The sequence below is a fragment of the Streptomyces thermospinosisporus genome, assembly GCF_039526425.1.
Classification (GTDB): Bacteria; Actinomycetota; Actinomycetes; order Streptomycetales; family Streptomycetaceae; genus Streptomyces; species Streptomyces thermocarboxydovorans.
In genome coordinates this window covers 78,038-96,974 of sequence record NZ_BAAAIZ010000002.1, presented here as the reverse complement: position 1 = coordinate 96,974, position 18,937 = coordinate 78,038, and the positions used below count along the sequence as shown (strand labels likewise).

The window sequence follows — 18,937 nt, the reverse complement described above, 5'->3', positions numbered from 1 at the left end:
GTGCGCCGCCAGGGACTCGAACCCCGGACCCGCTGATTAAGAGTCAGCTGCTCTAACCAACTGAGCTAGCGGCGCCTGCTGACGTCGTAGACATTAGCACCCTGGTCCAGGGGAGGAAAAATCGATATCCGCACCGCCGCACGGGCCGCCCGCACGGCCGCCCACAGCAGCACCTCCGGGCCCGGCAGCCAGGGGTGACGCGTGTCCGGGGCCACCAGCCAGCGCGATCCGGAGCGCTCCCCGGGCACCGGGCCGACGGGGGCCGGGACGGTCACCGCGTCGCCGGTGCCGTGGCACAGCAGCGGGGGCACCGCATCGGCGCGGCCCCGGGACCTGCCGCCGGAACCCCACTCCTCCCACTCCAGCAGCGCCGGGAGCCGCCGGGCGGTGCCGACCGCGGCGAACAGCAGCATGCGGCCGCGGAACTGCGCGACCGGGCCGGAGCCCGGCCCCTCCTCCCACATCCGGTCCAGCATCCGGCGCCCGAAGATCGCGGGGGTGCTGACCACGTCGAAGGCGACCCCGCAGGGCAGCACCACCGGAGCGTCCGGCCGCTCCCGCCAGTACGAGAGCGTGCTGCGGGGATACGTTCCTGCCGAGGCCAGCCAGGAGGCGCCGTCCGGGGTGACACCGCTGACGTCGGGGGCGTTCCGTGCGCTGCTCATGACGTCCAGATCTACCGGTGGTGAGCGCACGGTCGCCGGTGGTTGCCGGAAACCGGGACAGCGGGGGCGGACGGGGAGTATCGTGCCCGCCCGGCATATGCCACGCGCGTTCGACCCTGGGCCGGGCCCCTGCGTGCGGGGCCGCTACACGGGGTCGGCGAAGCCGTGCCCCTCGCCGCCGCGCAGCAGATCCCGGCCGAACTCGACCATCCGCCGCGCGTAGTCCTCGGTCCACTCGGCGCGTTCGGCGATGTCCGCCGTCGTCAGCCGGTCGAAGCGGCGGGGGTCGGCGAGCTGGGCGGCCGCCATCGCCTGGAACTCCGCCGCCCGGTCCGCCGCCGCCCGGAACGCGAGCGTCAGCTCCGTGGCCCGCTCCAGCAGTATGCGCGGATCGTCGATCGACTCCAGGTCGAAGAAGTGCTCCGGGTCGGAGGCCGCCTCCGCGGGCTCGAAGAGCAGGGGCGCGGGGCGTAGCCGCGGCTGGTCCCGACGCGGCGCGTGCTCCGCCATGTCTTCTCCTTCTCGTGCGTCGCGATCGACCCTCTGGCAAGTGGGCCACCGTCCATTGTCCCGCGCCCGCGCAAGAGGGCGTCGGGCCGGCCCGGGAGCCTCCCTCCCGGACTCTCCCCCGTGACAGGCAAGTCGATACTTGCATATGCTGGCCGGCATGGCGGAGGATGTGTTCAAGGCGCTGGCCGATCCCACCCGCCGGCGCATTCTCGACGAACTGGTGGAGCGTGACGGCCAGACGCTGTTCGAGATCTGCACGCGGCTGGTGACCAAGCACGGGCTGGGGCTGTCCCGCCAGGCGATCAGCCAGCACCTGGCCGTCCTGGAGGCCGCGGATCTCGTCCGCACCCGCCGCCAGGGCCGCTACAAGTTCCACGATCTGAACACTGCACCCCTGGAGCACATCGTCACCCGATGGCTCCGGCCCGACCCCGATGAGGGCAGACCATGAGGATCCACCTGACCAGCGTCTTCGTCGACGACCAGGAGAAGGCGCTGCGCTTCTACACCGATGTGCTGGGCTTCGTGAAGAAGCACGACGTGCCGATGGGCGACCACCGCTGGCTGACCGTGGTCTCCCCCGAGGAGCCGGACGGCACCGAGCTGCTGCTCGAGCCGTCCGCCCACCCGGCGGTGGCGCCGTACAAGACGGCCCTGGTCCAGGACGGCATCCCGGCCGCCTCCTTCGCCGTGGACGACGTCCGGGCCGAGTACGAGCGGCTGCGCTCCCTCGGGGTGGCCTTCACCCAGGAGCCCCTGGAGATGGGCCAGATCACCACCGCCGTCCTGGACGACACCTGCGGCAACCTGATCCAGATCATCCACGCCAAGTGAGCCGTACGCGTCCACATGCAGTGAGCCGTACGCGTCCACGCGAAGTCTGCCGTACGCGTCCACGCGAAGTGAGCCGCGCGGGCCTCTCACCCGCGGACCGCGGACGCCTCACACCTGGACGATCGGCTCCCTGGTGAACAGCGAGCCCAGCGACGGCGCGTTGACCCGGCGGTCGGCCAGGCGCAGGCCCTCCCAGACGGTGACCTGGTTGGCGGTGAGCACCGGCTTGCCGAGGTCCTTCTCCAGGGCCGGGATGTGGGCGGCGGTGTGCAGCGCGGTGTCCGGCAGCAGCAGGGCCTCGGCGTCGGGCCGGTCGGCGGCGCGGGCCAGCGCGAACACCTCCTCCTCGCCCCAGGTGCCGACCTCGGCGGCCGTGATGATCCCGGAGCTGCGCACGCCGGTCACCTCCAGGCCGCCGGCCCGCAGGAAGTCGGCGAACAGATCGGCCACGTCGTCGGGATAGGTGGCGCCGACGGCGACCCGGCGCACCTCGATCTCCCGGGCCGCGTTGACGAAGGCGAAGGACGTGGAGGAGGCCGGCATCCCCGCCGCCAGGGCCAGCGAGCGGACCTGCTCGTGCGCCCCCTGCCAGCCGAGCACGAAGCTGCCGGAGGTGCAGGCCCACACCACCGCGTCGGCGCCCGCGAGCCGCAGTTCCCCGACCCCTGCCGCCAGCCGCTCGGCCGAGCCCATCTCCCGCAGCGCGTCCACCCGGTGCGCGTCCTCGCCGATGTCGGTGTGCACGACGTCCACCCGTACGTCGCTGCCCAGCAGCTGCTCGATGCGCGGATAGTCGTCCTCGGCGGAGTGGCCCGGGTAGAGGATGCCCAGTGCGGTCATGTCCAGCCTTCCTGCTGCTTCTCGTCCGACCTGTCGGTGAGGCCCTGCGCGGGTCGCGCGTCCTGCACGTTCTGTGCGTTCTGCACCACGGAACCCGGCCGCGGATCCGGCAGTGCGGGTTTGGAGCGCGCCGACTCGTCGATCAGCGCCTGATACGGTCCCACCGCGCGGGTACCCAGCCGGCGCAGCGCCGCCCACATGGTCACCTGGTTGGCCGAGATGACCGGTATGCGTAGTTCCGCCTCGAGCTGCGGGATCACGTCGTAGGTCGGCAGGTTGGTGCAGGACAGGAAGAGCGCGTCGGCCGAGCCGAGCCGGCCGCGCACCGCCGCCCGCCGGGCCATGTCGACCACCTCGCGATAGGTGACCTTCCAGATGTGGCGGGTCAGGCTCATGTAGGCGCAGCCCGTGACCGTGACGCCCGCCTGCGCGACATAGCTCTCCAGCGCCCTGGTCACCGACACGGTGTACGGCGTCACCAGCGCCACCCGGCGCACGTCCAGCTCCACCAGCGCCTCAAGCAGCGCGCCCGAGGTGGTGATCGCCGGGACCGATCCGGCCCTGCTCATCGCCTCGCACATGGCCCGCTCGCCCGCCACGCCGCCGACGAAGCTGCCGGAGGTGCAGGCGTAGGCGACGACCTCGGGCGCCACCGCGGTGAGGGTGCGCACCGCGTCGCCGAGGGTCTCGTGCTCGCTGATCATCCGCGCCAGGTCCAGGCTCACCTCGACCGGCACGTAGGGGGTGCGGGTCAGATGCAGGGACACCTCGTCGGGCACCCAGCGCCACAGCTCGCGGTCCAGCGCGAAGTCGAAGGGGGCGACCACCCCGACCCCGCGCTGCGGGCCCGGTCCACCGAGAAAGGAGACGTCCAAGACAGCACCGGCCTCACGCTGGAAGGAGAGCACGCGAAGAGCCATACAACGGTTCGCCGAAACGCCCGTGTTGACGACGGTAGGTTCGGGTGCGAGCGTGGTCAATCCGCGCATCTCAGACGCCCGGAACAACCCGGGAAGGCAACCGGTCCACGCGGAGAAACGGCGGCCCATGACCACCCCCGTACTGCTCGTCCTGGACGCCGAGCCGCCGCCCCGGCTCGGCCGGCTCACCGGCCGGGTGCGGATCGAGCACGCCGACGAGTCCACGCTCGCCGAGCGGCTGCCGCACGCCGATGTGCTGCTGGTGTGGGACTTCACCTCGCACGCCGTGCGCAAGGCCTGGCCCGGCGACGGGCCCCGCCCCCGCTGGGTGCACACCGCCAGCGCCGGCGTGGACCATCTGATGTGCCCGGAGCTGGCCGCCTCCGGCACGGTGGTGACCAATGCGCGCGGGGTCTTCGACCAGCCGATCGCCGAGTACGTCGCCGCCCTGGTGCTCGCGCTGGCCAAGGACCTGCCGCGCACGCTGGAGTTCCAGCGGGAGCGGACCTGGCGGCACCGGGAGTCGCGCAAGGTCGCCGGGACCCGGGCGGTGGTGGTCGGTTCGGGGCCGATCGGGCGGGCGATCGACCGGACGCTGAAGGCGCTGGACGTCACCACCGCGCTGGTCGGCCGCACCCGGCGGGCCGGGGTGCACGGCCCGGAGGACCTGGACCGGCTGATCGCCCGCGCGGACTGGGTGATCGCCGCCGCTCCGCTGACCGAGCAGACCCGCGGCATGTTCGACGCCCACCGCTTCGGCGTGATGCAGCCCTCCGCCTGCTTCATCAACGTCGGCCGCGGCCCCCTGGTGGTCGAGGAGGCACTCGCCGAGGCGCTGCGCCGGCGCTGGATCACGGCCGCCGCCCTCGACGTCTTCACCTCCGAGCCCCTGGACCCGGCGAGCCCGCTGTGGGAGGTGCCCGGCCTGATCGTCTCGCCGCACATGAGCGGGGACACGGTCGGCTGGCGCGACGAACTCGCACAGCAGTTCATCCAGTTGTACGAACGCTGGGAGGCCGGACAGCCCCTGGTGAACGTGGTCGACAAGCAGCGTGGGTATGTACCCGGACACTGACGTTCCCTGGAGGGTGGATGACCGAGCTCACCGAGCTGACCGCCGTGCAACTGCTGGACGGCTACCGACGGGGCGAGTTCGGCCCCGTGGAGGCCACCCGGGCCGCGCTGCGCCGGGCCGAGGAGATCCAGCCGGAGCTGAACGCGTTCGTGCGCATCACCGCCGAGGAGGCCCTTGAGCAGGCCCGGGCCGCCGAGGAGCGGTGGCGGCGCGGCGAGCCGGGCGGCCTGCTCGACGGGGTGCCGGTGACGGTGAAGGACATCCTGCTGCTGGCCGGCCATCCCACCCTGAAGGGCTCGCTGACCGTCGCCCCGGACGGCCGCTGGGACGAGGACGCCCCGTCGGTGGCCCGGCTGCGGGAGCACGGCGCGGTGTTCCTCGGCAAGACCACGACCCCGGAGTTCGGCTGGAAGGGCGTCACCGACTCCCCGCTCAGCGGGATCACCCGCAACCCGCACGATCCGGCGCGCACCCCGGGCGGCTCCAGCGGCGGCGCCGCGGCGGCCGTGGTCCGGGGTGCGGGGCCGCTGGCGCTCGGCACCGACGGCGGCGGCAGCGTCCGCATCCCGGCCGCCTTCTGCGGGATCTTCGCGCTGAAGCCGACGTACGGCAGGGTGCCGCTGTATCCGGCGAGCGCCTTCGGCACGCTCGCCCATGTCGGGCCGATGACCCGGGACGCGGCGGACGCGGCGCTGCTGATGGACGTGATCGCCCGCCCGGACTCGCGGGACTGGTCGGCGCTGGGCCCCGCGCCGGGCTCGTTCGCCGAGCAGCTGGCCGGCGGGGTGCGCGGGCTGCGGGTGGCGTACTCGCCGTCGCTGGGCGGCCAGGTGGCGGTGCAGCCGGCCGTGGCGACGGCGGTGCGGCGGGCGGTGGAGCGGCTGGCGCAGCTCGGCGCGTACGTGGAGGAGACCGACCCGGACCTCACCGAGCCGGTGAAGGCCTTCCACACCCTGTGGTTCGCGGGGGCCGCCCGGGTGGTGCAGCACCTCACCCGCTACCAGCGGGAGCTGCTCGACCCCGGGCTGCGCGAGATCTGCGCGGAGGGCGCACGGTACTCGGCGCTGGACTACCTCGCCGCGGTGGACGTCCGGATGGACCTGGGCAGGCGGATGGGCCGCTTCCACGACACCTACGACCTGCTGGTCACGCCGACCCTGCCCATCACGGCGTTCGAGGCGGGCGTGGAGGCGCCCAAGGGCTCCGGGCACCGGCGCTGGACCGGCTGGACCCCGTTCACCTACCCGTTCAACATGACGCAGCAGCCCGCGGCGACCGTGCCGGTCGGCACGGATGCCGACGGCCTGCCCATCGGGCTTCAGCTGGTGGCCGCCCGCCACCAGGACGCGCTGGTGCTGCGGGCCGCCCACACGCTGTACGAGGCGGGGGTGGCCGCCCCGGTCAGGCCCGGCGGAAGCTGAGCGTCTCCCCCGCCGCGCCGGTGCGCCACAGGTCGTTGCAGGCCTCGGCCAGCTCCGCCAGCCCCTCCGTCACCTGCCCCCAGACGATGCCGGGCACCCAGCCGACGTCGCCGTTGAGCAGCAGGTTGTTCCGCTCGTAGAACAGGGCGAGGTCCACCAGCGTCGTCCCCGGCCGGACCTCCCGGTCGTAGCCGTAGGCCTTGGTGCCCAGTTCCGCGCCCGCGAAGGAGAAATAGCAGAGATCTCCCGGGATAGGGGTGACTGTCGGGTTTTCCAGGGGTGGCTCCGATTCCGCGAACGGCGGGAAAAGGGCGTAGATCTCGTTGCGTGCGTACTTGGCGTGGTAGACGTCGCCGCTGAGCGGGAGCGCGTCCCAGACCGCGGCGCAGGTCAGCGGCGCCCTGTCGTCGAGCAACCGCGCCATGCCGCGCACACCACGCCGAGTGAGGGCGACTTCGACCCAGCGTTCCGTCATTCCGCCTCCTCGGATGCTTTCGGGAGGGTTACCCGGCAGGCCCGCCACCCATGCCCGGCCGCGACATTGCCCTTCGGGTCACCTCACCAAAGGACAATTGTTGCCGCCCCCACAGCGTCGGCAGAATTCCGATTGCAGCGAATTGCACAGCCGAGAGGAATTCTGAAATGACGAAGAAGCGCACTGCGCTCGGATTTCTTGCCGTGGCCCTGAGTGCGGGCGTGACACTCGGCACCGTTTCCTCCGCGCAGGCGGCAGCGCACGACGCGAAGGCCGTGAAGTACAGCAAGAAGTGCGGCGGGGGCCCGGGAAACTGCAAGCTCACGAAGCGTCACCCGCAGAAGGGCACGGTCAAGGTCACGGTCGACAACAGCGGGAACAGCCCGATGCGTTACGGCTGGGACATCCGGCACAAGGGAAAGATCGTGTGCTGGGGCGAAATCCGTGAGAACTGGAAGAAGCCCAAGACGTTCACCTGCAAGAACATGCCCAAGGGTCTGCTGACGCTCACCATGCCCTACCGGAAGAGCACCAGCATCAGCCTGAAGTGGTGACCGTCCGCCGCACCGGGAGCGAGTTCAGAGACCGACCCGCCATGTCACGCATTCCGATTCTTGAAAGGGACACATGTCACTCGGTACCGCATCCGTCTCGAAGCGTCGTGGGCTGGGAATCACGGGGGCGCTGACCGCCGCCGGCCTCACCCTGGGCGCCCTCACCATGACCCCCGTGCACGCCGTCGAGACGGCCGGAGCATCCGCGCAGGCGTCCAAGGTCGCCGCCGCCAAGGGCAAGGTCATCAACATCAGTGGCAAGATGCCCGGCTGCCGGGTCCACGCCGTCGTCAGCGCCAGCAGGAAGACCGCGTCCGGGTACTTGAGGAGCTCGTGCAAGTACGGGTCCGCACACGTCCTGGCCGGCATGCTCACCATCGACAATCAGAAGACGAAGACCGTCACGAAGCGGCAGCGGACCGGAAAGATGGCCGAGACGAAGACGGTCAAGCTGTCCAATCCGAAGGGCACCCAGAAGATCTGCATGGTGGGCAGCTGGAACCACCCGCTCGGCCCGGCGCCGGAGCAGCGCAGCGAGGCCCGCGCCTGCGTCAAGTACTGAACCTCTGTGCCTGAGGTACCGCACCCCCCTGTGCCCGGCGCGCGACCACGGCGCCGGGCACAGGCACGACCTCTCCACGAACGAGAGGGAATACTCAGCGGCAACCTGGGTAGCGGCGCGCCCATGGTTCCAGAACAGGCAGTCGACAACGGCTCACGGCCCAGAGGCCGCCCCGCCATCTCCCGCCGCCTGCTGCTCACCGGCACCGCCGCTCTGGCCACCACCGGCGTGGTCGGTGCGGCGAGCGGCTGCAGCCGCGTGGCCACCGCGGACACCGGAGACGGCGGGCATCTGCTGCAGCAACTACGCGCGAGGGGCACCGTGCGCCTGGGCATCGCCGGCGAGCAGCCCTACGGATACATAGGCAAGGACGGAGAGATCACCGGTTCCGCTCCGGCCATCGCCACCCGCATTTTCCAGCGGCTGGGCGTCGAGCGGGTGGAGCCGTTCCCCACAGAGTTCGGCTCGCTGATCTTCGGGCTCAACTCCCTGCAGTTCGACGTGGTCGCGGCCGGCATGTACATCAACCCCGAACGCTGCGAGCAGGTCCTCTTCGCCGATCCCGAGTACCAGATGAAGGATGCCTTCATCGTGCGCAAGGGCAATCCGATGAACCTGCGGACCTACGAGGACATCGCCCGCACCGGCGCTCGCATGGCCACCGGCATCGGCTACGCGGAGATCGACTACGCCAAGGAGGCTGGTGTCAAGAAGATCGACACCCTTCCCGATCAGTTGGCCGGTCTCCTCGCCGTCGAACAGGGCCGCGTAGACGTCTTCGCGGGAACCGCGGTCACCGTGCGCAATGTGGTCGAGCAGTCCGGCAGCAACAAGGTGGAGGCCACGGACGAGGTCACGCCCATCGTGGACGGCAAACCGGTCGTCGACGTCGGCGGGTTCGCGTTCCGCTCGACGGAGCGCAATCTGCGTGACGCGTTCAACCGGGAGCTGCACAAGATGAAGCGCAGCGGCGAACTGCTCGAAGTCATGCGCCCCTTCGGCTTCACCGAGGACCAGATGACGTCCCTCACGGCCGAGGAGAAGTGCCGTCCATGACAGACTTCAGCGCAGGCCTCTGGGAACTTCTGCTCAGGGGCGTATGGATCACGGTCCAGCTCACCGTGTACAGCGCCGCTCTCGGCGCGGCCGTCGCTTTCGTCGTGGGTCTGGCCAGGACCCACCGCCTGTGGATCGTCCGCTTCGTCTCCGGGGCCTACTTCGAGATCTTCCGGGGCACCTCGGCCCTGGTGCTGATGATCTGGGTCTTCTTCGTGGTGCCGCTGACCCTGGGCTGGCAACTCGTACCGATGTGGGCAGCCGTCCTCACCCTGGGGTGCACCTACGGCGCCTACGGCTCCGAGATCGTCCGCGGAGCGGTGGCAGCGGTGCCGCCGGCCCAGACGGAGGCAGGTGTCGCAATGGGCTTCACCCCCGCTCAGCGGCTGAGGAAGATCGTCCTGCCCCAGGCCTGGCCCGAGATGGTGCCGCCCTTCAACAACCTGCTCATCGAGCTGCTGAAGGGCACCGCCCTGGTTTCGGTGCTGGGCGTCGGCGACATCACCTTCGCGGCCCAGCTGGTACGCAACGCCACCGGTGACAGCGCCCCGGTGTACACCGTCATCCTCGTCATGTACTTCGTGCTCGCCTTCCTGCTCACCCGTGTCATGCGCCTGGTCGAGCGCAGGGCGAAGGCGGGAGTCGGACGGTCCGCGCCCCCCGGTCGTACCGTCATCCGCAAGGCCGGTCCTGGTCCGCGGAAGGACCTCGTCGCCGACTCGTCGGCCACCGGAGGTGCCGCATGAACTGGAACTGGACCACGCTGAAGGACTTCCTGCCGTCCTTCTGGGACGGTCTGCTGGTCACCCTGCAGGCCCTGATGCTGGGCTCGTTGATCGCCTTCACTCTCGGACTCTTCTGGGCTCTCGCCCAGCGTTCCCGTCTGAAGGTGGTGAGCTGGCCGGTCACCGCGTTCACGGAGTTCATACGCAACACCCCGCTGCTCGTGCAGCTCTTCTTCATCTTCTACGTGCTGCCCGAGTGGGGGCTGACCCTCTCCGCGCTGACCACCGGTGTCGTCGGCCTGGGTCTGCACTACTCGACGTACACGGCGGAGGTGTACCGCGCCGGCATCGACGGTGTGCCCGCGGGGCAGTGGGAAGCCGCCACGGCCCTCAGCCTTCCCCGTTCACGCACCTGGACCGCGGTGATCCTGCCCCAGGCCCTGCGGCGTGTCGTGCCCGCCCTCGGCAACTACGTCATCGCGATGCTGAAGGACTCGCCGATGCTGATGACCATCGGCGTCCTGGAGATGCTGGGCGAGGCCCGCCAGTTCGGGTCGCAGACCTTCCACATGAACGAGCCGATCGTGCTCGTGGGCATCGCCTTCATCCTCATCGCCTACCCCGCCTCTCTCCTTCTCCGAGCCCTGGAGCGCCGTCTTGTCCGCTGAAACCGAACCCACACCCCAGATCCCTCGTGACACCGGGACGACCCGCGAAGTGATCCGTCTCGACCAGGTCACCAAGCGCTTCGGTGACAACACCGTCCTCGATCGGCTCAACTTCACCGTGGACGCCGGAAAGCACGTCACGCTGATCGGCCCCTCGGGATCCGGCAAGACGACCATCCTGCGGCTGCTGATGACGCTGGTGCAGCCCGACGAGGGCACCATCACCGTGGACGGGGAGCAGCTTTACCCCGCCCCCGAGAAGCAGGTCCGGGAAGTGCGCAAGAAGATCGGGATGGTCTTCCAGCAGTTCAACCTCTTCCCCAACATGAAGGTGCTGCGGAACGTCACCGAGGCGCCCGTCACCGTCCTCGGCATGTCGAAGGACGAGGCGGAGGCCAGGGCGCGGGAACTGCTGGAGCTGGTCGGTCTCGCCGACAAGTGCGACGCCTATCCGACGCACCTGTCCGGCGGCCAGCAGCAGCGGGTCGCGATCGCCCGGGCGCTGGCGATGCGGCCGCAGGTGCTGCTGCTCGACGAGGTGACCTCGGCGCTCGACCCGGAGCTGGTCGCCGGTGTCCTCGACGTGCTGCGGGACATCGCCCACAGCACCGACATCACGATGCTCTGTGTGACCCACGAGATGAGCTTCGCCCGGGACATCTCCGACCAGGTACTCATGTTCGACTCGGGCCGGGTCATCGAATCGGGCTCGCCGGAGAAGCTGTTCGGAGACCCCGATCACGAGCGCACGCGCGAGTTCCTGAGCACCATCCTGTAGCGAAGCGATTTCATTCACCATCGCGAAGAAAGTGAATGTTCACACCCTGATCGCACCGTACGCTTCATACAATGGAGGGTAATTTCGGAAATGACCAGGAAGGGATTCCTGTAGTCCACTTCGTGATCTAGAGTGGGCGTTGACAGTGAGACAGCCAACGGGGAAACGGGGAATTCCGTGTCCACTGCAACGACCACTCCGCCCGCATGTTCCGCCACGTGCTCGTGCCGGATCATTCTCCGGGCCGCCGACGGAACGCCACCCATAAAGGAGTTAACCGATCGCGAACGGGAAGTACTGGCCCTGCTCGGGGGATGCATGGCCAACCGTGCTCTGGCCCGGCGGCTGGGCATTGCGGAGCGCACCGTCAAGGCCCATGTCGCACACATCATCGAAAAACTAGGACTGAGCACCAGACTCGAAGCGGCGGTCGTCGCGGCGGTGCACCATGAGCTGATCTGCCCGGAGAGGCATTCGGCCGCCGGCCAGACCGCTCGCGGAACGGCCGGTGCGGGCGGCGCCGGGGTCCAGTGGCGCCGGCCGTTGTCATATTCCGATCGCATACCCCCTGCTCACGACGCCTCTTTCGCAACGCGGAGCGTCCCGGCAATCTCGTCAACACCCGCTCCGCAACAGCTCCTTGACGGCTATCGTGGACGGGAATCGCCGACCGGACCGCGGCCCTGACCAAGTGAGCGCAGCGCGAGGTGAGCAGATGAGGCTGGAGCCGACCACGCCGTACCGCTCCGTCCAGGGCGCCCTGCGGGTGCTGGAGACGGTGGCGCGGCACAGCGGCGGGATCGGCGAGGCGGAGCTCGCCCGGGAGAGCGGCCTGGGGCCGGACCGGCTGGCCCCGCTGCTGCGGATGCTCGTCCGCGAGTCCTACGTCGAGCGGCTCGCCGACGGCAGCTGTGTCAGCGGGGATGCCCTCGCCCGTCTCGGCGCCGCCCGGGATCACGACGAGGCGCTGCGCGCCAAGCTTCAGGCCACCCTGGACCGGCTGCGGGACAGCGTGGGCGCCGCCGTCTATCTCAGCCGGTACGTCGACGGCGAGGTCAAGGTCACCCAGTACGCGGACAGCCCGGCCACCCCGAAGGTCAACGAGTGGGTCGACTTCCGGGTGTCCGCACACGCGACGGCGGTCGGCAAGAGCCTGCTCACCCAGCTCGACCACCAGGGCAGGCGCGATCATCTCGCCCGGTACCGTCCGGCGCGGCTCACCTCGCGCACCATCACCAGCGACAAGGTGCTGCTGTCCCGGCTGGCGGCGCAGCCGCCGACCGTGCCGGTGCTGGACCTGCAGGAGTACGCGGTCGGCACGGTCTGCGCCGCGGTGCCGATCACCGCGGGGTCCTCGGTGGGGAGCCTCGCCCTGTCCCTGCCCGTGGAGCACGCGCACCGGCTGCGCCAGGCCGCCGAGACCCTCAACCGCAGCGCGGCCCCCGTGCTGCTGTCCCTGGCGATCTGAGCCGCCGGGTCGGCCGGCCCTCCGGCGGTGGTCAGGAGCACCCCTTCGGACCAGGTAGTATTTACATCGACGCCGCCCGCGGGGACGCGGACGGCGTGAGTCATGCGCCGCTAGCTCAGTTGGTTAGAGCAGCTGACTCTTAATCAGCGGGTCCGGGGTTCGAGTCCCTGGCGGCGCACGCAGAAGGGCCCCTCGTGGGAGCGGGGGCCCTTTGCCATGCCCGGCGACTGTCACCCGCTCTCACCAGGCGACGAAGCTGCTCGACATCCGGTGATACATCAGGGCGATTCCGGCACAGCCGAGGACGACCGCAGCCAGGATGCCGAGCACCATGACGGCGCCCCCGCCGAGCGCGAAGGGCCGCGGCTCGTGCGCCGTGGCCACCACCCGCGGGCCGTCGGTGTAGTGGACGGTGACGCGGTCCCCCTCGAGGACGGTCGCCGGGCCGTGCTGCTCCTCGAAGCGGATCACCCGGCCGTCGTGCGTGGTGAACTCGTACACATGCTGCAGCGAGCTGTGCACCGGGCCGTCGCGCCCGCCGTGCGTTCTGGTGATCACCCTCAGACAGCGCCCCTCGGCCGTCAGGCCGCTGTTCCAGGCCGAGCGGATCCGCAGCCACCGGCGCAGGATCGCGCAAGCCATGCCGAGCGCACCGGCCGCTATCAGGCCGAGCGCCCCGTAGAAGATCACGTCCATGTCGTTCCCCCAGGTCGTGCGCCTGGCCCGGTCCGGCCGGCGCGAGGATGACCTACCCACGCCGGACGGACCGGTAGCTCAAGGAAGGCTCAGAACGTGACTCCTCCGGGTGCGGCGGTCAGAACTGGACGTCCGAGCAGGCGTAGAACGCGTTGCCGGTGTCGGCGATCGTCCAGACCGCGAGGATCACATGGTGGCCGCTGAGCCCGGTGGGGAGCCGGCCGCTGTGCGAGAGCGTCTGCGGCGGGCGCTGGCCGTTGTAGGGCACGGTCAGGAACGGGGTGAGGTTGAGGTCGGACCGGGAGAGCTTGTGGTCCTGGTTCCAGCCCGGCTTGGTGACGTAGTACTTGAAGTCGGTGGTGGCGTGCATGGCGGTGAACTGCCACCGGAAGGTGTAGTTCTGGCCGCCGGTCACCTTGGTGGTGGGCCAGGCGCCGCCCGAGGGGGTGCGCGGGTTGTCGAGCTGGCCGAACCGGGTGTTGTTGCCCGAGCAGATCTGGCCGTCCGCCGGTCCCCCTGAGGGGAAGCCCTTGGGACCCTCGACGCTCTGCGGCTCCCACTGGATGTCACCGCAGTTGGTGACCGTGCCGTTCTGGCAGAGCTTCTGCCGGCTGATCGGCAGATCGGTGTAGCCGTGGCCGCTGGCCCCGCCGGAGGAGAGCACGAGGGCTCCCGTCGTGGCCAGTCCCACCGCGGCTGCGTACAGCTTGGTCCGTGTGCGCATGCTGCCGCTCCTGGAGTGTGGGGGAAGATCAGTGAGCCGTGCACTAGGTCTAGACCAAGCGTCAGAGTATGGCCGTTGGTTGAACATGTCCATACCAATCGACCGGCCTGTTCGGCCGGCCGGTCACGGACCCGTCTGGCTCCGCCCCACGCAGAACGCCACCGTCAAGTCCCTTACCAGCGCCTTGCGTTCGTAGTCGTCCAGCTCGACCAGGCCCCGCACGGTCAGCCTGGTCACGGTGTCCTCCACCGAGTCCACGACCGCGTTCAGCACGCTCGCCCGGTGCTGGGCGTCCAGCGCGGCGATCCGGCGGCGGTGCATCGCGGCGGCCACCTCGGGGGCGTACTCCACCCGGACCGGCCGCACCGCGAACACCTCGATCCCCACCGGCGCCGTGTCCTGGGCCACCGCCCGGGTCAGCGCCTCCTGCGCCGCCTCCATCGCGCCCTTGCCCGCCCCCGGCTCCTCCACGGGGACCCGCAGCAGCGCCGCCTCCACGCACTCCCGCAGATAGGTCTCGTGATCCTCGACCCCCAGCGTGACCCGCGCGGTGTCCCGCACCCGCCACACCACCAGCACCACCACCCGCAGTGCCACCCCGCCGCGGCCGGCCGCCTGCATCGGCTCGCTGCGCCAGTGCCGCAGCCGTACGTCGACCAGGCGGCGCAGCAGCAGCGGGTTCACCCAGAGCAGCCCGGTGCGGCGCACGGTCCCCCGGTAGCGGCCGAACAGATCGAGCACCCAGGCGCGTCCGGTCCGCCCGCGGGCCAGCCCGCCGAAGCCGAACAGCCCGAGCGCCGCCGCGCCCGTGTACGCCGCCCACTGCGCGGGGCCGAGCCCCGCCGCCGGAGACGCGAGGCCGGACGCACCGGCCACCGTCGGCGGCAGCACCCCCGCCCACCAGGACGTGGCCAGGCACCCGGCCACCCCGCACAGCCCGGCCACCACGCCCGCGGCACCCGGCAGCACCCGGGCGGGCCGCTCCACCAGCTCGGGGTCGGCACACAGCTCCGGGCGCGGCCCCTCGCCGGCCGGGCGGCGCAGCCGCGGCTGCTCCCCCGTGCCCTCCCGGCGGCCCACCACCGCGGGCCGCAGCGGCAGCGGCGCCGGGTCGGGGTCGTCCCGGAACAGCAGATGGACGGGGATCTCGGTGGTGGACCCGGTGTGGATGAGCCGGGCGGGCCGGGGCGGTGCGGCGGCGGTCACCGCGGCCTGCTGCCCCGAGTCCGGGCCGGGCTCCGGGACGGATTCCAGAGTGGACCCGGGGGTGGACTCGGGGGTCGACTCCGGGGTGTGGTCGGTGGTCGTGGTCATGCGTGCCTCCAGCCTCCGCGCCAGATGCGTCACATCGGACAGTGCCTCGGGGCCGGCTCACCGAAGCGGGCTCGGCGGCCGGCTCACAGGAACAGCCGTCGCCAGGTCTCCGGGCCCGGGTGGCCGTCCGCGGCACCGCCCCGCCAGCCCTGGGCCCGCTGGAAGTCCTCGACGTTGCGGCGGTCCGCCTCGGTCCAGCGCGGGCCCGGACCGGTGGTGTAGTGCCGGCCGAACCCCTTCCTCACCAGCTGCCGCCCCAGCCGGGTGACGTACGCGTTCTCGGCGCCGGGCCGGAACGCGGCCCGCCCCGGATAGCCCGGCACCCCGTGCGAGGCGGGGGCCTGAGCGGCCCCGGGGGGCGGCGCGGAAGGCGCAGGGCCGGCGGAAGCGGAAGCTCCGCTCTTGGTGTGGCGCGGGATGTCCTGCCCCCGGCCGGTCACCAGCAGGCCCCGGGTCACCGGCCCCGGCAGCCCGTCCGCGGCGGGCCCCCGCCGGCCCTGCGCCTGCTGGAACGCCCGGGTCGCCCTGCGGTCCGCCTCCGTCCGCCGCGGCCCCGGCCCCACGGCGTAGAAGCGGGCCCCGCCCCGGCCGGAGAGCGTGCGCCCGAGCTCCGTGACGTACGCGTTGACCGCACCGGGGCCGAAATGCGACGCCCCCGGGAACGGCGTCCGGCGCGGCACGGCCGCCGGGACGGAGCCCGCCGTGGAGGCGGTCACGCCCTTGTAGCGGTACGGGACGCAGCGGCTGGAGTTGGTCCAGTAGGCGTACGGGGTCGTCCTGGCGCGGGCGTGCGGCGGCGCCAGCTCGCAGGCCAGGTAGGAGGTGCGCTCGGGGTCGGACCAGCCCCCGAAAAGGACGACATGGGATCCCTCGACGGGGTCGGCGGCATTGTGGAACAGCAGCATGTCGCCCGGCTGGAGTTCGCTTCTGGAGATTTTCTCGGCGTAGCTCGCGAGCGATCCGGTCCATTCATTGCGAGGCAGGTTCCAGGCCATCGAGACATAACCCGAACAGTCCTGCCGGTAACCGTCGGACCAGTACGCGTTCGTGCGGTACGGCACCTTCTCGGTCACCCATTTCCGCGCCCTGCGGATGATCTCCGCCCGGGTGATCGCGCGGATCTGCGCCGGGGCCGCGAGCGGCGCCGCCTGCCCGCCGGGACCGTACAGCGGCCCCTGCGGACCCTGCGGCGTCTCCTGCCCCTGATCTGCGGAATCGCCGGGGAGGCCGGTCGTGCCGGGCGCCGGCGAGGGGGACGGGGCGGCCACGGCCGGGATCGCGCCGCCGCGGAGCGCCGCGGCCGTCGCGGTGGCCACCACCAGCGGCCTGCGCGCCGCCGGATGTCCGGCCGCACGGCCGGCCGGGGAATACGGAAGGACGCGTCGCCAGTGCACGCATCCGGGGCAGTCGCAGTCGCTCGCGGGCTCGAATTCCTCGAATACCGGCGACTCCATGCGATTCCCCTCACATTTCCCGGGACCACCCTGACCACTGTCGCGCCTGTGCACGGAGATCAGTTTCCCAACTGTCCGCGTCGGGCGCATGTTGACGGTCCGAATGATGTACCCGGCGCCGGCCGCTCCCGCCCGCCCGCGACGGGGTGGTCGTGAGCACCGCTCGGGGTCCTGTAGAGTTACCGCGTCAGCCGGCGCCGCTAGCTCAGTTGGTTAGAGCAGCTGACTCTTAATCAGCGGGTCCGGGGTTCGAGTCCCTGGCGGCGCACCGACCGGACGGGCTCCTCGTGATCACGAGGGGCCCGTCCGTTTTTGGCCTGATTCCGACGGGTCCCCGTTGAGCGCGCACCTCTTGCCACACGTATGCATCAGTGGCCCCACCAGTCCTCCACACCCGTCACAATGGACACGTATGGCCGGTGAACACCGCGTTTCGCATCTTGCGATCATGATGGACACCGGAGACCCTGGGTTCTTCACGTCTGCCGCGGGTTGCGCGGCCGTGGAGGGGGCGGGAAAGCGGTTGCCGTCGGCGCGGGACGAGGAGTCCCGTTCGTGACGCGATGCCGTGGGGGGCATCATGCAACCGGAAGAGCGCTGAACGGTGTCTATAAGCTGTGGATGACGTGGTGACAGCGGTCTACCACTGATACGTCTGTGAAGGTCGAGGGGGACTGGAGCGGACGCTAGGAAGCGACGAAACACGTGGTGGAGCCACGTGTGGGGGGATGACTCATGACGTCGACGCCTACGGGCGCCCGCGGGGACCACGACCCGTCCCGGACCACCCAGCTGAGGGTGCCGCAGAGGGGGTGGAACACGGGCACGTTCCGGCGGATCAAGAAGACGCTGCCGCGCTACGACTACGAGCACTACAGCCGGCTCGCGGGTCCCCTCACCCAGCCCGACCCGAACAAGCCCTACCGCGTCCAGTACCGCTCGCTGATCGGCCAGGAGCCGCACCGCATCCGCATCGGGCTGATGCTGGCCGCGGCCCCGGTGCTGTCGCTGGTGCTGCTGGTGTGGCTGCTGCAGCCCTCGCACTGGACCGAGCGCGACTACCCGGCGTTCGAGTGGCTGCCCGCCCTCGACGTCGTGATGCTGGTCTCGATCGGTCTGATCGAGTTCTTCCGCTGCATGAACGTGCTGTCCAACGCGCACGCCACGCTGGTCGCCCGCGACCCCATCCCGGTGGTACCCGAGACCGGCACGCGTGTGGCGTTCCTCACCTCCTTCGTGCCCGGCAAGGAGCCGCTGGAGATGGTGACCAAGACCCTGGAGGCGGCCGTCAAGATCCGCCACCGGGGCACCATGCACGTCTGGCTGCTGGACGAGGGCGACGACCCCGAGGTGAAGGAAGTCTGCGCGCGCCTGGGCGTGCACCACTTCTCCCGCAAGGGCGTCGCCAAGTGGAACCAGAAGAAGGGCCCGCACCGCGCCAAGACCAAGCACGGCAACTACAACGCCTGGCTCGAGGCGCACGGTGACGACTACGACTTCTTCGCCTCGGTCGACACCGACCACGTGCCGCTGCCCAACTACCTGGAGCGGATGCTCGGCTTCTTCCGCGACCCGGACGTCGGCTTCGTCATCGGCCCGCAGGTCTACGGCAACTACGACAACTTTGTCACCAAGGCCGCCGAGTCCCAGCAGTTCCTCTTCCACGCGCTGATCCAGCGCGCGGGCAACGCCTACGGCGCCCCGATGTTCGTGGGCACCTCCAACGCGGTGCGCATCAAGGCCATCAAGCAGATCGGCGGCCTGTACGACTCGATCACCGAGGACATGGCGACCGGCTTCGAGATGCACCGCGCCCGCAACCCGGAGACGGGCAACAAGTGGCGCTCGGTCTACACGCCGGACGTGCTGGCGGTCGGTGAGGGCCCCAACGCCTGGACCGACTTCTTCACTCAGCAGATGCGCTGGTCCCGCGGTACGTACGAGACGATCCTCAAGCAGTACTGGAAGGGCTTCTTCTCGCTCCCGCCGGGCAAGCTCTTCAACTACACGATGATGATCATCTTCTACCCGATGTCCGCCCTGAACTGGATCCTCGCGGCCATCAGCTGCGCGCTGTTCCTGGGTCTGGGCGCCTCGGGTGTGAACATCGACCCGGCTGTCTGGCTGATGCTCTACGGCAACGCCTCGGCGCTGCAGATCGGCCTGTACGTCTGGAACCGCCGCCACAACGTCTCGCC

22 protein-coding genes and 3 tRNA genes are annotated in these 18,937 nt (G+C 70.5%); 15 read left to right on the top strand and 10 right to left on the bottom strand.

All coding sequences use genetic code 11. The features are described from left to right. Position 1 precedes the first annotated feature (1 nt). From ABD207_RS00995 to ABD207_RS00985, 3 genes are all read right to left on the bottom strand, one after another. Positions 2–75 (bottom strand) — tRNA-Lys (locus ABD207_RS00995). Further along, positions 66–665, bottom strand: coding sequence for a hypothetical protein (locus ABD207_RS00990; protein ID WP_344009160.1), 600 nt, complete (start codon positions 663–665; stop codon positions 66–68). The genes ABD207_RS00995 and ABD207_RS00990 overlap by 10 nt, the downstream gene beginning before the upstream one ends. Positions 666–809: 144 nt before the next feature. Then, positions 810–1,175: a hypothetical protein gene (locus tag ABD207_RS00985; protein ID WP_344000510.1), complete on the bottom strand. Its 366-nt coding sequence runs from the start codon at positions 1,173–1,175 to the stop codon at positions 810–812. Positions 1,176–1,332: 157 nt separating this feature from the next. Between ABD207_RS00985 and ABD207_RS00980 the strand changes: the two genes are divergently transcribed. Both ABD207_RS00980 and ABD207_RS00975 read left to right on the top strand, forming a co-directional pair. Continuing rightward, positions 1,333–1,626, top strand: a complete 294-nt coding sequence (locus ABD207_RS00980) for an ArsR/SmtB family transcription factor (protein WP_344000508.1) — start codon at positions 1,333–1,335, stop codon at positions 1,624–1,626. Then, positions 1,623–2,009 (top strand): VOC family protein, encoded by a 387-nt coding sequence (locus ABD207_RS00975; RefSeq protein WP_344009158.1) that lies wholly within the window; start codon positions 1,623–1,625, stop codon positions 2,007–2,009. Before ABD207_RS00980 ends, ABD207_RS00975 begins: the two co-directional genes overlap by 4 nt. Before the next feature lie 108 nt (positions 2,010–2,117). Here the strand turns inward: ABD207_RS00975 and ABD207_RS00970 are convergent, their stop codons facing one another. Both ABD207_RS00970 and ABD207_RS00965 read right to left on the bottom strand, forming a co-directional pair. After that, positions 2,118–2,849 (bottom strand): maleate cis-trans isomerase family protein, encoded by a 732-nt coding sequence (locus ABD207_RS00970; RefSeq protein ID WP_344009156.1) that lies wholly within the window; start codon positions 2,847–2,849, stop codon positions 2,118–2,120. Beyond that, positions 2,846–3,724 carry a maleate cis-trans isomerase family protein gene (locus ABD207_RS00965; RefSeq protein WP_344009154.1) on the bottom strand — a complete coding sequence of 293 codons (879 nt, stop codon included), beginning with the start codon at positions 3,722–3,724 and terminating at the stop codon, positions 2,846–2,848. Before ABD207_RS00965 ends, ABD207_RS00970 begins: the two co-directional genes overlap by 4 nt. Before the next feature lie 172 nt (positions 3,725–3,896). Between ABD207_RS00965 and ABD207_RS00960 the strand changes: the two genes are divergently transcribed. Beyond that, positions 3,897–4,844, top strand: coding sequence for a D-2-hydroxyacid dehydrogenase (locus tag ABD207_RS00960; protein ID WP_344009152.1), 948 nt, complete (start codon positions 3,897–3,899; stop codon positions 4,842–4,844). A 17-nt stretch (positions 4,845–4,861) separates the two neighbouring features. Further along, positions 4,862–6,265, top strand: coding sequence for an amidase (locus ABD207_RS00955; protein WP_344009150.1), 1,404 nt, complete (start codon positions 4,862–4,864; stop codon positions 6,263–6,265). On the opposite strand, the gene ABD207_RS00950 is transcribed toward ABD207_RS00955, so the two are convergent. After that, the gene (locus ABD207_RS00950; RefSeq protein ID WP_344009148.1) at positions 6,246–6,740 is read right to left on the bottom strand and encodes a DUF3830 family protein; all 495 of its coding nucleotides are present in this window, start codon (positions 6,738–6,740) and stop codon (positions 6,246–6,248) included. The genes ABD207_RS00955 and ABD207_RS00950 overlap by 20 nt on opposite strands. Positions 6,741–6,907: 167 nt before the next feature. Between ABD207_RS00950 and ABD207_RS00945 the strand changes: the two genes are divergently transcribed. The 9 genes from ABD207_RS00945 to ABD207_RS00905 all read left to right on the top strand — a co-directional run bounded on the left by ABD207_RS00945 (position 6,908) and on the right by ABD207_RS00905 (position 12,729). Further along, positions 6,908–7,294, top strand: coding sequence for a hypothetical protein (locus ABD207_RS00945; RefSeq protein WP_344009146.1), 387 nt, complete (start codon positions 6,908–6,910; stop codon positions 7,292–7,294). Between the two features lie 73 nt (positions 7,295–7,367). Further along, the gene (locus tag ABD207_RS00940) at positions 7,368–7,856 is read left to right on the top strand and encodes a hypothetical protein (RefSeq protein ID WP_344009144.1); all 489 of its coding nucleotides are present in this window, start codon (positions 7,368–7,370) and stop codon (positions 7,854–7,856) included. A gap of 123 nt (positions 7,857–7,979) precedes the next feature. Then, entirely contained in the window at positions 7,980–8,912 is a 933-nt protein-coding gene (gene ehuB, locus ABD207_RS00935; RefSeq protein WP_344009142.1) for an ectoine/hydroxyectoine ABC transporter substrate-binding protein EhuB, read from the top strand. Next, positions 8,909–9,658, top strand: coding sequence for an ectoine/hydroxyectoine ABC transporter permease subunit EhuC (gene ehuC, locus ABD207_RS00930; protein WP_344009140.1), 750 nt, complete (start codon positions 8,909–8,911; stop codon positions 9,656–9,658). The genes ehuB and ehuC overlap by 4 nt, the downstream gene beginning before the upstream one ends. After that, the gene (gene ehuD / locus ABD207_RS00925; protein WP_344009138.1) at positions 9,655–10,305 is read left to right on the top strand and encodes an ectoine/hydroxyectoine ABC transporter permease subunit EhuD; all 651 of its coding nucleotides are present in this window, start codon (positions 9,655–9,657) and stop codon (positions 10,303–10,305) included. The genes ehuC and ehuD overlap by 4 nt, the downstream gene beginning before the upstream one ends. Then, a complete protein-coding gene (ehuA, locus tag ABD207_RS00920) occupies positions 10,295–11,083 on the top strand; it encodes an ectoine/hydroxyectoine ABC transporter ATP-binding protein EhuA (protein ID WP_344009136.1) in 789 nt (262 codons plus the stop codon). Before ehuD ends, ehuA begins: the two co-directional genes overlap by 11 nt. A 132-nt stretch (positions 11,084–11,215) precedes the next feature. Next, a complete protein-coding gene (locus ABD207_RS00915; protein ID WP_344009134.1) occupies positions 11,216–11,770 on the top strand; it encodes a helix-turn-helix domain-containing protein in 555 nt (184 codons plus the stop codon). Positions 11,771–11,798: 28 nt separating this feature from the next. Continuing rightward, a complete protein-coding gene (locus ABD207_RS00910) occupies positions 11,799–12,551 on the top strand; it encodes an IclR family transcriptional regulator (protein WP_344009132.1) in 753 nt (250 codons plus the stop codon). A 104-nt stretch (positions 12,552–12,655) separates the two neighbouring features. Continuing rightward, a tRNA-Lys gene (locus ABD207_RS00905) sits at positions 12,656–12,729 on the top strand. Positions 12,730–12,791: 62 nt separating this feature from the next. Here the strand turns inward: ABD207_RS00905 and ABD207_RS00900 are convergent. The 4 genes from ABD207_RS00900 to ABD207_RS00885 all read right to left on the bottom strand — a co-directional run bounded on the left by ABD207_RS00900 (position 12,792) and on the right by ABD207_RS00885 (position 16,739). Next, on the bottom strand, positions 12,792–13,247 hold the full coding sequence (locus tag ABD207_RS00900) for a DUF3592 domain-containing protein (RefSeq protein ID WP_344009130.1): 456 nt from the start codon (positions 13,245–13,247) through the stop codon (positions 12,792–12,794). A gap of 118 nt (positions 13,248–13,365) precedes the next feature. Beyond that, complete coding sequence (locus tag ABD207_RS00895; protein WP_344009128.1) at positions 13,366–13,971, bottom strand: lytic polysaccharide monooxygenase auxiliary activity family 9 protein; 606 nt, start codon at positions 13,969–13,971, stop codon at positions 13,366–13,368. A gap of 123 nt (positions 13,972–14,094) precedes the next feature. Continuing rightward, positions 14,095–15,285: an SPFH domain-containing protein gene (locus ABD207_RS00890; protein ID WP_344009126.1), complete on the bottom strand. Its 1,191-nt coding sequence runs from the start codon at positions 15,283–15,285 to the stop codon at positions 14,095–14,097. 83 nt (positions 15,286–15,368) lie between these two features. Continuing rightward, positions 15,369–16,739, bottom strand: coding sequence for a peptidoglycan-binding protein (locus ABD207_RS00885; RefSeq protein WP_344009124.1), 1,371 nt, complete (start codon positions 16,737–16,739; stop codon positions 15,369–15,371). Between the two features lie 194 nt (positions 16,740–16,933). Here ABD207_RS00885 and ABD207_RS00880 point away from each other — a divergent pair. Then, positions 16,934–17,007: transfer RNA gene (locus tag ABD207_RS00880), tRNA-Lys, on the top strand. A 467-nt stretch (positions 17,008–17,474) separates the two neighbouring features. Beyond that, the coding region (locus ABD207_RS00875) for a glycosyltransferase family 2 protein (protein WP_344009222.1) at positions 17,475–18,937 on the top strand (1,463 nt) is incomplete at its 3' end.

Excerpts from the sequence above, each read along its gene's own strand:
- ABD207_RS00990 (WP_344009160.1), bottom strand. The coding sequence starts at position 665 with ATGAGCAGCGCACGGAACGCCCCCGACGTCAGCGGTGTCACCCCGGAC.
- ABD207_RS00985 (WP_344000510.1), bottom strand. The coding sequence starts at position 1,175 with ATGGCGGAGCACGCGCCGCGTCGGGACCAGCCGCGGCTACGCCCCGCG.
- ABD207_RS00980 (WP_344000508.1), top strand. The coding sequence starts at position 1,333 with ATGGCGGAGGATGTGTTCAAGGCGCTGGCCGATCCCACCCGCCGGCGC.
- ABD207_RS00975 (WP_344009158.1), top strand. The coding sequence starts at position 1,623 with ATGAGGATCCACCTGACCAGCGTCTTCGTCGACGACCAGGAGAAGGCG.
- ABD207_RS00970 (WP_344009156.1), bottom strand. The coding sequence starts at position 2,849 with ATGACCGCACTGGGCATCCTCTACCCGGGCCACTCCGCCGAGGACGAC.
- ABD207_RS00960 (WP_344009152.1), top strand. The coding sequence starts at position 3,897 with ATGACCACCCCCGTACTGCTCGTCCTGGACGCCGAGCCGCCGCCCCGG.
- ABD207_RS00955 (WP_344009150.1), top strand. The coding sequence starts at position 4,862 with ATGACCGAGCTCACCGAGCTGACCGCCGTGCAACTGCTGGACGGCTAC.
- ABD207_RS00950 (WP_344009148.1), bottom strand. The coding sequence starts at position 6,740 with ATGACGGAACGCTGGGTCGAAGTCGCCCTCACTCGGCGTGGTGTGCGC.
- ABD207_RS00945 (WP_344009146.1), top strand. The coding sequence starts at position 6,908 with ATGACGAAGAAGCGCACTGCGCTCGGATTTCTTGCCGTGGCCCTGAGT.
- ABD207_RS00940 (WP_344009144.1), top strand. The coding sequence starts at position 7,368 with ATGTCACTCGGTACCGCATCCGTCTCGAAGCGTCGTGGGCTGGGAATC.
- ehuB (WP_344009142.1), top strand. The coding sequence starts at position 7,980 with ATGGTTCCAGAACAGGCAGTCGACAACGGCTCACGGCCCAGAGGCCGC.
- ehuC (WP_344009140.1), top strand. The coding sequence starts at position 8,909 with ATGACAGACTTCAGCGCAGGCCTCTGGGAACTTCTGCTCAGGGGCGTA.
- ehuD (WP_344009138.1), top strand. The coding sequence starts at position 9,655 with ATGAACTGGAACTGGACCACGCTGAAGGACTTCCTGCCGTCCTTCTGG.
- ABD207_RS00910 (WP_344009132.1), top strand. The coding sequence starts at position 11,799 with ATGAGGCTGGAGCCGACCACGCCGTACCGCTCCGTCCAGGGCGCCCTG.
- ABD207_RS00900 (WP_344009130.1), bottom strand. The coding sequence starts at position 13,247 with ATGGACGTGATCTTCTACGGGGCGCTCGGCCTGATAGCGGCCGGTGCG.
- ABD207_RS00895 (WP_344009128.1), bottom strand. The coding sequence starts at position 13,971 with ATGCGCACACGGACCAAGCTGTACGCAGCCGCGGTGGGACTGGCCACG.
- ABD207_RS00890 (WP_344009126.1), bottom strand. The coding sequence starts at position 15,285 with ATGACCACGACCACCGACCACACCCCGGAGTCGACCCCCGAGTCCACC.
- ABD207_RS00885 (WP_344009124.1), bottom strand. The coding sequence starts at position 16,739 with ATGGAGTCGCCGGTATTCGAGGAATTCGAGCCCGCGAGCGACTGCGAC.